This window comes from Brevibacillus sp. NRRL NRS-603 (assembly GCF_003013445.1).
Lineage (GTDB): Bacteria > Bacillota > Bacilli > Brevibacillales > Brevibacillaceae > Brevibacillus > Brevibacillus formosus.
The window spans coordinates 250,243-262,186 of sequence record NZ_PXZN01000011.1; the positions used below are offsets into that span (position 1 = coordinate 250,243).

The following is an 11,944-nucleotide window of genomic DNA, read 5'->3' on the forward strand; positions in this document are numbered from 1 at the left end:
TATGATAGCCTTCTTATGTTGTACGATGTACAATCGAAGAAATCGATATCATTTATGAATGACTTATACAAGCCTGCGTCCCCCGAACAGGGCACCGGGTCAGTATTCAAATCAATCGTTTTCATATGGAAAGGACGTGCCCTGAGTGAGTCAATTGTTTGCTCATATTGATTCCGAGAAACTGAGTGAGATGGCGTTAGTTGACATTGCGTATGAAATTTTGCGTCAAACTAACCGCACTTACAACTTCCGCGAGCTGATGAATGAACTGGTTGCAGTGCGCAAGCTGACTGATGAACAACTCATGGCAATCATCGCGCAAGTATACACAGAAATTAACATTGATGGCCGGTTCGTTTGCCTCGGTGACAATGTATGGGGATTGAAACGCTGGTACCCAACCGACACCGTGGAGGAGACCCAAGAGGGTGGCGGAACGAAGAAGAAGAAAATCGTTTTGGAGGACGACTTCGACGATTACGATTCCGAAGACGAAGGTGTCGAAGAATACGAGGACGACGATGTTGTCATCTTTGAGGACGAAGAGGAATTCGTCGACGAGGATTCTGAAATCGATGAAGAAGAAATCGATGGAGAGATTGACGAGGAAGAACTCGAAGACGAAGATGATGAGATGTTTGAAGAGGACGAAGAGCTTGCGGAAGAGGAATCTGACGAAGAGCTCGACGACGAAGACGAGAAATAGGTCCTTGACTTCCGCCTAAGGGACAGATAAAATACTCCTTGGGCTTCACATGAAGAAGGATCAAATATGGGAAACTATAAAACAAAAGTGCCCCTACCCCATTTCTTTACGGGATAGGACTCGCTTTTGTTTTTCTTTTTTTTTGGAGCCGTCTTCATACGTTTTTTATGACAACATAAGGGTGAGGGAAAGAGGGGACGTTAACGATGACGAAGTATATTTTTGTGACAGGCGGGGTTGTATCCTCGTTGGGAAAAGGTATTACAGCGGCTTCTCTGGGCCGACTCTTGAAAAATAGGGGTCTTAAGGTAACCATCCAGAAGTGTGACCCATACATCAACGTTGACCCGGGAACGATGAGTCCGTATCAACACGGGGAAGTTTTCGTAACGGACGATGGTGCGGAAACAGATCTGGACTTGGGCCACTATGAGCGCTTTATCGATATCAACCTGAGCGCTAACTCCAATATGACGACTGGTAGAATTTACTCGACTGTCATCGCCAAAGAACGCCGTGGCGACTATTTGGGAGGAACCGTTCAAGTTATTCCACACATCACGAACGAAATCAAAGATCGCATTTTCCGTGCAGGTCGCGAAACCGGGGCAGATGTAGTGATTACCGAGATCGGTGGAACAGTTGGGGATATCGAGAGCTTGCCATTCCTTGAATCCATCCGCCAGATCAAAAGTGACATCGGTCGCGAAAACGTCATGTACATTCACGTAACCCTGGTACCATACATCAAGGCAGCAGGTGAAATGAAAACCAAGCCTACGCAACACAGCGTGAAAGAACTGCGCAGCTTGGGTATTCAACCAAATGTAATCGTGACACGTACCGAGCAACCGATGACGCAAGAAATGAAAGACAAGCTGGCTCTGTTCTGTGATATCGATAAAAACGCGGTAGTGGAATGTGTAGACGCTGATAGCCTCTACGATGTACCACTGCAATTGCAAGCACAAGGATTGGACGATTACGTATGCCGCCACTTGGGTCTGACTTGCCAGGATGCGGATATGACAGAGTGGAAATCGCTCGTATCGAAAATCAAAAACCTGTCGAAAACGACTACCATTGCAATTGTTGGTAAATATGTAGAATTGCATGATGCTTACTTGTCCGTAGCAGAAGCGCTGTACCATGGTGGCTATGCGAACGACTCCAAGGTAGAAATCAAATGGGTGCACGCGGAAGAAGTTACGCCGGAGAATGTTGGCGAACTGCTCGGTGATGTAAATGGTATCCTCGTACCAGGCGGCTTTGGCGATCGTGGTATCGAAGGTAAAATCATCGCTACGCGCTATGCTCGTGAAAATAAAGTGCCATTCCTCGGAATTTGCCTGGGTATGCAAATCGCTGTGATCGAATTCGCTCGCCACGTAGCGGGTATGGACGGTGCAAACAGCTCCGAGATCAACCCGAATACAGCGTATCCGGTTATTGACCTCTTGCCAGAGCAAAAAGATATCGAGGACAAGGGCGGTACCATGCGTCTGGGTCTCGGTCCAACCAAAGTGGAAGAAGGCACGCTGACTGAGGCTGCTTACGGAAGCACCCTGGTTTATGAACGTCATCGTCATCGCTATGAAGTGAACAACGAATATCGTGATCAATTGGCTCAAATGGGCTTGCGTTTTGCGGGTACAACTCCAGATGGTCGTCTGGTTGAAATCGTGGAAGTTCCAGAGCATCCATGGTACGTAGCGACACAGTTCCATCCAGAGTTCACATCTCGTCCGAACCGTCCACAGCCACTGTTCCGTGACTTCGTGAAGGCTTCCTTGAACCTGAACAAATAACATAGGTCGATAAATAGAAAGACGCACCCGCGATGTATGGTCGCAGGTGCGTCTTGTGCTTTTATAAGCAGATTAATGAAACAAGGGCGATAGCCAGGCTACCCAGTAGGCGGCTGGAATGAGCAGGAATTGGGCCAAAATCGTTCCGATGAAACGTGAGATCATCAGCCACAGGTACATGTCACGAATTGATTGCTGCGTGGTTTTCCCTTGCATTGCTTTTTCAGTCAAAAGGGCAATTTGCGGGTCTACCAAAATCGTCATGAAAATCGTGGCAAAACCGTTGATTAATCCAGAAGACATCAAAACGGTTGCTTTGTAATCCGGGGCTAGCAATGTCGCGTACAACACGGACAGTACGCTGCTTGTGTAGATCGCTGTCCCCAATGCATTTAATAACAGTAATCGTTTGGGAACGCCTTTGATTCGAAACCGGGAAATGGCTTGCCAGCTAGGTATGCGGACGTGATGGTGGACACGTCGGATGGTTTCGACAGTAACTGCCGTACGAATCATTTGCGGAATCGAGCCCGCTATCTCCAAGTGCGAGATCATTCGTTTTGATATTTGAACAAAAGTGGGAAACAGTACAATAGCTGCCAAGGTTCCCAGCGAGGATGATGCAATAATCACGTGCAATTGTGTGCTAGGATCAAAGTGCTCGATTGCAGCTTGATCCATCAATCCCCCAGTGAAGGGTCCTTGAATCAGGTTGGAAGTACGGGAGAGGAGCAATACGATCCCGACCAAAGACATCGCTACAGCGATCCTGCCCGTTTGTACCCCTGCAAAACGGATTCCGTAGGTAAGTGTCTCTGTCGTATGGATAATAAATGTTAACAAGCAAATCAGCCACAGAGCATCCATAGTGAGTATCTGGCTCCTTGTGTGTAGGGGAAATAGTTTTTCCCATTATACTCGAAATGAAGCCTATGGGAAATTTTAAGTTGACGTTCAGCAAAAAACGTGAAGGAGTTTCCTGATTTTAGGCGAACCCATAATAATTAAGAAAACGCATTCGTCAGGGGGGAATCAGAATGTTCGACAAACAAGATAAAAAGGTACTGGTTGTGGATGACCAGTATGGGATTCGCATTTTACTGTATGAGGTGCTGGGAAAAGAAGGGTACAAGACCTTTCAGGCAGCAAACGGGAAAATGGCATTGGAAATCGTGGAAAAAGAATCACCAGATTTGGTTATCCTCGACATGAAGATCCCTGGGATGGATGGTATTGAGATCTTGAAACACATCAAGAAGATCAATCAGGAAATCAAAGTCATCATGATGACAGCTTACGGAGAGCTGGACATGATCAAAGAAGCAACACAACTGGGAGCATTGACTCATTTTACAAAGCCGTTTGATATCGATGAACTACGAATGGCAGTACATCAGCAGTTAGCTTGTTAGGAACAGACTGCAAAGGTCAGGGTACAAGCGTCCCTGTTAACAAATGCTTGTCTGTGGTATAATAAGCCACATGACTGAAGTCTGCTAGAGGAGGATTTACAAAATGCCACTGGTACCTATGACCGCTTTTACCGAAGACGTCAAAAAGCATAAATACGCCGTCGGACAATTTAACCTGAACAATCTGGAGTTTACTCAAGCGATTACAGAAGCTGCGATGGAAGAAAAATCGCCTGTGATCTTTGGTGTTTCTGAGGGTGCACTGAAATATATGGGGATCGATTATACAGTAGCGATTGCAAAAGTTGCTGCTGAGCGCGCAGGAGTTCCTGTTGCTTTGCATCTTGACCATGGTAGCAATTTCGACATGGTAATGAAGTGCATTCGTGCTGGGTTCTCTTCTGTTATGTTCGATGGTTCCCATCATTCGTTTGAAGATAACCTTCGCCTGACCAAACAGGTTGTAGAGGCTGCTCACGCTGTTGGCGTATCGGTAGAAGGTGAACTCGGTACCATCGGCGGGGTGGAGGACGACTTGTCTGTTGACGAGGAAGATGCCACTCTTGCAAATCCTGAGGAAGCAATCCGCTTCTGGGAAGAAACAAAAGTAGACTACGTAGCGATTGCTGTAGGTACAGCACACGGTATGTACAAAGGAGTTCCAAAAATTCGCTACGACATTATCGAAAAAGTAGCGAGCAACATTGGAGCGCCGATCGTTCTTCACGGTGGTTCCGGCGTACCAGACGAAGCGATTATTGAATCCATCCGTTTGGGCGTAGGAAAAATCAATGTAAATACAGAAAGCCAAGTCGCATGCACGGAAACAGTTCGCAAAGTGCTGGCTGCCAAGCCGAATGAGATCGACCCACGCAAATACCTGGGCCCTGCTCGCGATGCGATCAAGGAAGTAGTCAAAGGAAAAATGCGCTTGTTCGGAAGCAGCAACCGCGCGTAACTGGGAGGATAACCATGCGTTTTTTGATTGATACAGCAAACGTTGAAGAAATCCGCGAAATTCACGAATGGGGAGTTCTGGCGGGCGTAACGACAAATCCGTCTCTGGTTGCCAAAGAAGGACGCGATTTTGTAGAGACCCTGAAAGAAATTCTCGATATTGTTGATGGTCCGATCAGTGCCGAGGTCATCAGTACAGATGCAAAAGGCATGATCGAAGAGGGAGAGAAGCTCGCTGCTCTCTCGAAAAACATCGTCATCAAGCTGCCAATGACCGCAGAAGGTTTGAAGGCAACCAAGTATTTTGCCAAACGCAAAATCAGAACAAACGTAACACTGGTGTTCTCCGCGAACCAGGCACTTTTGGCTGCGCGCGCAGGTGCGAGCTTCGTGTCTCCGTTCTTGGGACGCTTGGATGATATTGGTCAAGATGGCATGCAATTGATCGAAGATATTGCAGAAATCTTTTCAGTTCACGGTATCGACACCGAAATCATTGCGGCATCTGTGCGCCACCCTGTTCACGTAACGGAGGCAGCCCGCCGTGGTTCTCATTTCGCTACCATTCCAGCGAAAGTCTTTAAACAACTCATTGCCCATCCACTGACAGACAGTGGCTTGGAGAAATTCCTCGCTGACTGGGCAAGCATGCAAAAATAAGGACACGTGTTGAAAGTCCAAGCACCTTTTCCATTGGGGAAGGTGCTTCTTTCCCGATTACGCCTGAGGAGAGCAAAGCATGGATAAGCTGATCATCAACGGTGGAAAACCGCTCGCGGGGACGGTGACCATCAGCGGAGCAAAAAACAGCGCAGTCGCACTCATACCAGCAGCGTTGCTGGCAGATGGACCCGTTGTTATTGAGAATCTCCCCCGTATTCAGGATGTAGGTATTTATCACGAGCTCTTGCAGGAAATGGGAGCTGACGTGCTGTTCGAAGAAGATTGGATGGAAATAGACGGACGCAGTATGAGGCTGATGCTCATGCCAAATGGTCGCATCAAAAAGCTTCGTGCCTCGTACTATTTGTGGGGAGCCTTGCTCGCCAAGTTCGGTGAAGCGCAGGTTGGCTTGCCAGGTGGCTGTGATTTGGGCCCGCGTCCAGTAGATTTGCATATCAAAGGTTTTGAAGCGATGGGCGCCGAAGTGGAGAACAAAAATGGCGTCATGACTATCCGTGCCCAAAATGGACGTTTGCAGGGTGCGCGAATTTATCTCGATCTGGTCAGTGTTGGTGCGACCATTAACATCATGCTGGCTGCTGCCAAAGCAGACGGTGTGACCATTATTGAAAACGCTGCCCGTGAGCCTGAAATTGTCGATGTAGCAACCTTGCTCAACAATATGGGAGCAAACATCAAAGGTGCCGGAACGGACATGATTCGCATTCAAGGCGTAGAACGATTGCGCGGATGCCGTCATACGATTATTCCCGATCGGATCGAAGCGGGGACGTACATGATTGCGGCAGCGGCTACGAACGGCAATGTGATGGTAGAGAATGTTATTCCGAAGCATTTGGAGTCTGTAACGGCCAAGCTGCGCGAAATCGGTGCGCAAGTGGTAGAGCAGGATGACAGTATTCAAGTCATCGGACATGATTCTTATCGATCAATCGATGTGAAAACGAGTCCGTATCCGGGTTTTCCAACGGATCTCCAGCAGCCGATCACAACCTTGCTGACTCTTGCCAAAGGCTCAAGCATCGTGACGGACAATATTTACAGCTCGCGTTTTCGACATGTAGATGAACTGCGCCGTATGGGGGCTTCCTTGAAGATTGAAGGAAGATCCGCTGTCATCGAAGGCGGAAGCAAACTGAATGGTGCCAAGGTGGTAGCTTCAGATTTGCGTGCGGGAGCAGCTTTGTTCATTGCCGGATTGGCAACGAACGGCACGACAGAATTAGAAGGACTCGAACATATAGATCGTGGCTACGAAAACTTGGTGGGCAAGTTGCAAGCCTTGGGGGCCGATATTACTCGGATAGGCCTGCAGAGCATGGAAAACCACCAGCGTTAACCAATCACCAGGAGAGGAGTCTTCCAGAATGGAACGCAGTTTAACACTTGAACTGGTACGTGTGACTGAAGCCGCTGCTTTAGCTTCTGCCAGTTGGATGGGTCTCGGAAAAAAAGATGAGGCTGACGATGCGGCAACGACCGCAATGCGCAATGAATTTATGAAAGTGCCGATGGATGGCGTTGTAGTAATTGGCGAGGGCGAAATGGACGAGGCGCCAATGCTGTACATCGGTGAGCGTCTGGGCCAGGGAGTGGCTCCGGCAGTCGATGTGGCTGTAGACCCTTTAGAGGGAACAAATATCCTCGCAAAAGGCACGTGGGGAGCGATTTCGGTCATTGCTATTGCAGACCGGGGAAATTTGTTGCATGCTCCTGACATGTATATGGAGAAAATGGCAGTAGGGCCTAAAGCAGTCGGCAAGGTCGATATCAACGCACCGGTTCGCGATAACCTGAAGGCGGTAGCGCAGGCACAAGGGAAAGATATCAGCGATTTGGTCGCTATTGTACTTGACCGTGATCGTCACTCTAAGGTGATCCACGAAATTCGTGAGGCAGGCGCGCGTATTCGCCTCATCTCTGACGGAGACGTAGCCGCTGCGATTAATACCGCTTTCCCGGATACAGGTGTAGACATTTTGTTCGGTTCTGGAGGAGCGCCTGAAGGTGTTCTGGCAGCGGTTGCCTTGAAATGCCTCGGGGGAGAAATTCAGGGCAAGCTCTTGCCACAAAATGAAGACGAGATTAAACGCTGTGTCAAAATGGGATTGACGAATCCTCATCAAGTACTGTTCATGGATGATTTGGTAAAAGGTGATGACGCCATTTTTGCAGCGACAGGTGTAACGGATGGCGAGTTGCTCAAAGGGGTTCGCTTCCAGGGAACTCGTGCGACGACCAATTCCGTTGTTATGCGTGCAAAAACCGGAACGGTACGTTTCATTGAAGGGAACCACCGCTTAGAACGCAAGCCGCTGAACGGTTTGTAAGAAATAATTTTCGCATGTATTTGTTGAGCTAGGCTTTTTTAAGAGTAAATAAAGAGTGGTGGATGTATGTTACTTTCTGAACTAGAAGAAAAGAAGCTGACCGACCTCTATAAGTTGGCCAAGGAATACCATATTCCGTACTACTCCCAGCTGAAGAAGAAGGAATTGATTTTCGCGATTCTTCGGGCGCGAGCGGAGCGGGATGGTCTCATGTTTATGGAGGGGGTTCTCGAAATATTGCCGGAGGGATATGGCTTCCTCCGCCCCATTAACTATCTCCCCAGCTCAGAAGATATCTACATCTCCCAGTCGCAGATTCGCCGTTTTGATCTGCGGATGGGGGATGTGGTATCAGGAAAAGCAAGACCACCGAAGGAGAATGAACGTTATTTTGGACTCCTTCAAGTAGAGGCTGTGAACGGAGAAGACCCTGAGACAGCCGCTGAGCGTCTTCATTTCCCCGCATTGACACCGTTGTATCCTCAAACCAAGCTCGTACTGGAGACAGCCCCTGCACGTGTTTCCACTCGCCTGATGGATCTTCTCTCTCCTGTTGGACTGGGTCAGCGTGGATTGATTGTGGCTCCGCCAAAAGCGGGGAAAACCATGCTGATCAAAGAAATTGCCAACAGCATTACCGAAAGCCGCCCGGATATCCACTTGTTTGTCTTGCTCATTGATGAGCGTCCGGAAGAGGTGACGGATATGCAGCGATCTGTCAAAGGAGAGGTAGTTGCCTCGACTTTTGACGAGTTGCCTGAGAATCACATCAAAGTTGCTGAGCTTGTCTTGGAGCGTGCAAAGCGACTGGTTGAGCACAAAAAAGACGTGGTGATCCTGCTGGATTCCATTACGCGTCTCGCTCGTGCTTACAACTTGGTTATTCCTCCAAGTGGTCGAACGTTGTCCGGTGGTATTGATCCGGCAGCCTTCCATCGTCCGAAGCGCTTTTTTGGTTCAGCGCGGAATATTGAAGAGGGCGGCAGCTTGACCATTTTGGCAACTGCTTTGGTTGAGACCGGCTCTCGTATGGACGATGTGATCTACGAGGAGTTCAAAGGGACCGGAAATATGGAGCTTCACTTGGATCGCAAGCTGGCGGAGCGCAGAATTTTTCCGGCGATCGATATCCGCCGTTCGGGTACGCGCCGCGAAGAGCTTCTGCTCACCAAAGAAGAGCTGGATAAACTGTGGATGATCCGGAAGAACATGAATGAAACAAATGAGTTTGTAGACTCCTTTATTAAAAAGTTGGCAGATACAAAAACAAACGAAGAATTTTTGCAAACCCTTGAGTCTAAGCAACAGGGCAGAGGGAAGGCAGCTAGCACGACGGTGAGTTCATGATGACTCACCGTCATTTTTTTTGTGGCGTTGGCATACCGTTAGGAAGGGAGCTGGAAAAGAAGGAGGAGATGCTTCGTGGAGTACGTGCAAGTTAGCGCTCCGGTAGAGTCACAGATGGAAGCGAAAAAAGCAGTCGTGGAGCAAGCACTATTTCAAGCGTTTAATCCCTATGCCAGTCTGACTTCACCTGCACCAGCAACGAAAGGAAATTCAGTGGTGTACGCTGTTCGGCAAGGAGATACGCTATCTGGGATTGCCCAGCGCTATGGTCTTTCTTTAAAAAATTTGGTAGAGGCTAATAGCATTACGAATCCCCATCTGGTAAGTGTGGGCATGAAGCTAATCATCAAGCGTGACGAAGTCGGACATATGGTGAAACGGGGAGAAACACTCGATTACATAGCAAGGCGGTACGGTGTGAGTCGGGAATCGTTAATCGAACGAAACCCGCTGCTAAAATGGCTGTCGGACAACCTGTATGTAGGACAGGTCGTGTATGTCCCTATCTCTAAAGGCAATCCGATGTTGGGCAATGATCCGGAGCAGAAGCGAAGTGCCGTTCAAGCAGCAAGTCGGCAAGTCATCACGAGGATTCGCGGCGGTCTAAATTGGCCTGTTAGAGAAGCTACGATTACAAGCGGATTTGGAGCCCGTTGGGGAAAGACACACAAGGGTGTGGATTTGTGGAATGAACAGGAATCAAAGACCCCGATTTTGGCAGCAAGGGCAGGAGTGGTTGTGGAGGCTGGCGCCAATCGGTCAGGGTACGGGCGGATGGTCGTAATTGATCATGGAGATGGCTTGCAAACCTTTTATGCCCATATGCGTCTATTGCTGGTGTCACCAGGTCAAACCGTAGAAGCGGGTGAGATATTGGGATACATGGGGCAGACGGGTAACTCTACGGGCTATCATTTGCACTTTGAAGTGCGACAGGATGATGTGCCGATCAATCCACTTCCCTATCTTGGCAGGTAACCCTATACAATTTACATTGCTTTTTTAATGCGATACAATGGGCAAAGCAAAGAAGCGAGGCGATTTTCCCATGTATTTAGTTTACGCAGATGAAAAAGGCAATGTATACGACCACCCAGGTCTTTTTGCAGTGGCTCGTAACGGAGATATATTGACAGAAATTCTGGAAGAAGAACTGATCCCGCTCCCGGAAGGATCGACGCTGGTCAGTTTGCCGGACACCGAGCCGATCGGAATGGACCCTGACACAGGTGAAATGGTCAAGTTGGATGGCTGTACAGCAGTAGGTGCACTTGTGCCGCAAGGAATTACGAGGCTCTTGCTGCCAGGCTACGTGAAAACGAACAAGGAAAGCAAGCTGCCTTTGTTTGGCTACTCCGCAGTCGTTTGGAAGGATAACCGTTTCTGGGTAACGGGACGGGAGAGTGACGATATTTACAAATGGGACCCGTTGAACTTCCCGATGGATGAACTGCGGCAGCGAGTGGCAAAGACGTTGGAGACGTTTCCGCAAAACCGCATTTTGAACCACTTGTCCCACTGTGCGTTGGAGTACGAATGCTTGACGGCCTCCAATAACTTTTTCAACCGCTGGGAAGGCAGCTTGCCTGTTTCCTATACCTGTAATGCCGGTTGCTACGGCTGTATTTCCGAGCAACCAGATGACAGTGGATTCCCTTCTCCACAGACGCGGATGAACTTCAAGCCGACAGAGGACGAGCTGGTGGAAGTGATGCTGCACCACTTGAAGACACCGGAGAGCATCATCAGCTTCGGACAGGGTTGTGAGGGTGAGCCTTCTACGATGGCTTCCATCATTGTTCCTGCTATGCGTCGTGTACGGGAAACGACAGATATGGGCTTTATCAACATCAATACGAATGCGGGCTTGACGGATCATATCAAAGGCATTGTCGATGCAGGGCTTGATCTGATGCGCGTGAGTATTATCAGTGCGATTGACGAACACTATCATGCATACTACCGCCCGCGCAACTACACGTTGGAAAATGTAGCGCGTTCTGCTGAGTACGCCGCATCCAAGGGTGTGTATACGTCCATTAACTATTTGTGCTTCCCTGGTGTGTTTGACCGCGAAGAGGAAATGGAAGCGATGATCGAGTTCATCCGCAGAACAGGCATTAAACTGATTCAGTTGCGGAATCTGAATATCGATCCAGAGAGCTACTTGGCGATGATTCCAAAAGCGCAGGGCGAAGTATTCGGCATGAAGCAAGCCATCGAGATTTATCAGCAGGAGCTGCCAGATGTCGTAATCGGTTCGTTTACACATATTCCTCCAGATCAACTCCAGCGCAGGAAAAACATGGCGTAATCGGCCAACCAGTTGCATTTCGGCAGTGTTTCATGCTACTATCTGTTATGTGTTTATATAACTCTGTTTCGGCAAACGATTCAGGGCGGAAAGAGGTGTAGATAAGATGAAACAAGACATTCATCCTAAGTACAACGTAGTAACAGTTAGCTGCGCATGCGGTAACGAATTTGAATCCGGTTCCGTGAAACAAGCGTTGAAAGTGGAGATCTGCTCCAACTGCCATCCTTTCTTCACAGGAAAACAAAAATTCGTTGATGCAGGCGGCCGTGTAGACCGTTTCAAACGCAAATACAATCTGTCCTAATCAGAATGTATGGGAACAACCAGGTAGAGCAATCTGCCTGGTTTTGTCTTTTTCTGGAACTGATTTTTTCGGGAGGACA

The 11,944-nt window shown here is 48.5% G+C and carries 12 protein-coding genes; 11 read left to right on the forward strand and 1 reads right to left on the reverse strand.

The genetic code is table 11. The features are described from left to right. Positions 1–145: 145 nt before the first annotated feature. Both rpoE and C7R94_RS07160 read left to right on the forward strand, forming a co-directional pair. Positions 146–706, forward strand: a complete 561-nt coding sequence (rpoE, locus tag C7R94_RS07155; protein WP_106779476.1) for a DNA-directed RNA polymerase subunit delta — start codon at positions 146–148, stop codon at positions 704–706. Positions 707–912: 206 nt separating this feature from the next. Further along, positions 913–2,514: a CTP synthase gene (locus tag C7R94_RS07160; protein ID WP_047069843.1), complete on the forward strand. Its 1,602-nt coding sequence runs from the start codon at positions 913–915 to the stop codon at positions 2,512–2,514. A 72-nt stretch (positions 2,515–2,586) separates the two neighbouring features. On the opposite strand, the gene C7R94_RS07165 is transcribed toward C7R94_RS07160, so the two are convergent. Continuing rightward, positions 2,587–3,381 (reverse strand): lipid II flippase Amj family protein, encoded by a 795-nt coding sequence (locus C7R94_RS07165; RefSeq protein WP_047069842.1) that lies wholly within the window; start codon positions 3,379–3,381, stop codon positions 2,587–2,589. A gap of 170 nt (positions 3,382–3,551) precedes the next feature. On the opposite strand from C7R94_RS07165, the gene C7R94_RS07170 reads away from it, so the two are divergent. The 9 genes from C7R94_RS07170 (at position 3,552) to rpmE (ending at position 11,865) form a co-directional block, all read left to right on the forward strand. Beyond that, positions 3,552–3,926, forward strand: a complete 375-nt coding sequence (locus C7R94_RS07170) for a response regulator (protein ID WP_007725537.1) — start codon at positions 3,552–3,554, stop codon at positions 3,924–3,926. 103 nt (positions 3,927–4,029) lie between these two features. Beyond that, positions 4,030–4,884, forward strand: a complete 855-nt coding sequence (gene fba / locus C7R94_RS07175; protein WP_016740164.1) for a class II fructose-1,6-bisphosphate aldolase — start codon at positions 4,030–4,032, stop codon at positions 4,882–4,884. A 14-nt stretch (positions 4,885–4,898) separates the two neighbouring features. After that, positions 4,899–5,543 carry a fructose-6-phosphate aldolase gene (gene fsa, locus C7R94_RS07180; RefSeq protein ID WP_015893657.1) on the forward strand — a complete coding sequence of 215 codons (645 nt, stop codon included), beginning with the start codon at positions 4,899–4,901 and terminating at the stop codon, positions 5,541–5,543. Positions 5,544–5,622: 79 nt separating this feature from the next. Next, positions 5,623–6,906 carry a UDP-N-acetylglucosamine 1-carboxyvinyltransferase gene (locus C7R94_RS07185; RefSeq protein WP_047069841.1) on the forward strand — a complete coding sequence of 428 codons (1,284 nt, stop codon included), beginning with the start codon at positions 5,623–5,625 and terminating at the stop codon, positions 6,904–6,906. A 28-nt stretch (positions 6,907–6,934) separates the two neighbouring features. Next, entirely contained in the window at positions 6,935–7,897 is a 963-nt protein-coding gene (gene glpX / locus C7R94_RS07190) for a class II fructose-bisphosphatase (protein WP_047069840.1), read from the forward strand. A gap of 66 nt (positions 7,898–7,963) precedes the next feature. Then, a complete protein-coding gene (gene rho / locus C7R94_RS07195) occupies positions 7,964–9,244 on the forward strand; it encodes a transcription termination factor Rho (RefSeq protein ID WP_017252384.1) in 1,281 nt (426 codons plus the stop codon). Positions 9,245–9,319: 75 nt separating this feature from the next. Then, positions 9,320–10,222, forward strand: coding sequence for a M23 family metallopeptidase (locus C7R94_RS07200; RefSeq protein ID WP_047069839.1), 903 nt, complete (start codon positions 9,320–9,322; stop codon positions 10,220–10,222). Between the two features lie 70 nt (positions 10,223–10,292). Further along, positions 10,293–11,558, forward strand: a complete 1,266-nt coding sequence (locus tag C7R94_RS07205; RefSeq protein WP_047069838.1) for a radical SAM family protein — start codon at positions 10,293–10,295, stop codon at positions 11,556–11,558. 106 nt (positions 11,559–11,664) lie between these two features. Continuing rightward, positions 11,665–11,865 (forward strand): 50S ribosomal protein L31, encoded by a 201-nt coding sequence (rpmE, locus tag C7R94_RS07210; protein ID WP_047069837.1) that lies wholly within the window; start codon positions 11,665–11,667, stop codon positions 11,863–11,865. The last annotated feature ends 79 nt before the right edge of the window (positions 11,866–11,944 follow it).

What these genes read in the sequence shown, in the direction of transcription:
- C7R94_RS07160 (WP_047069843.1), top strand. Translation starts at nt 913, where the DNA reads ATGACGAAGTATATTTTTGTGACAGGCGGGGTTGTATCCTCGTTGGGA.
- C7R94_RS07165 (WP_047069842.1), bottom strand. Translation starts at nt 3,381, where the DNA reads ATGGATGCTCTGTGGCTGATTTGCTTGTTAACATTTATTATCCATACG.
- C7R94_RS07170 (WP_007725537.1), top strand. Translation starts at nt 3,552, where the DNA reads ATGTTCGACAAACAAGATAAAAAGGTACTGGTTGTGGATGACCAGTAT.
- fba (WP_016740164.1), top strand. Translation starts at nt 4,030, where the DNA reads ATGCCACTGGTACCTATGACCGCTTTTACCGAAGACGTCAAAAAGCAT.
- fsa (WP_015893657.1), top strand. Translation starts at nt 4,899, where the DNA reads ATGCGTTTTTTGATTGATACAGCAAACGTTGAAGAAATCCGCGAAATT.
- C7R94_RS07185 (WP_047069841.1), top strand. Translation starts at nt 5,623, where the DNA reads ATGGATAAGCTGATCATCAACGGTGGAAAACCGCTCGCGGGGACGGTG.
- glpX (WP_047069840.1), top strand. Translation starts at nt 6,935, where the DNA reads ATGGAACGCAGTTTAACACTTGAACTGGTACGTGTGACTGAAGCCGCT.
- rho (WP_017252384.1), top strand. Translation starts at nt 7,964, where the DNA reads ATGTTACTTTCTGAACTAGAAGAAAAGAAGCTGACCGACCTCTATAAG.
- C7R94_RS07205 (WP_047069838.1), top strand. Translation starts at nt 10,293, where the DNA reads ATGTATTTAGTTTACGCAGATGAAAAAGGCAATGTATACGACCACCCA.
- rpmE (WP_047069837.1), top strand. Translation starts at nt 11,665, where the DNA reads ATGAAACAAGACATTCATCCTAAGTACAACGTAGTAACAGTTAGCTGC.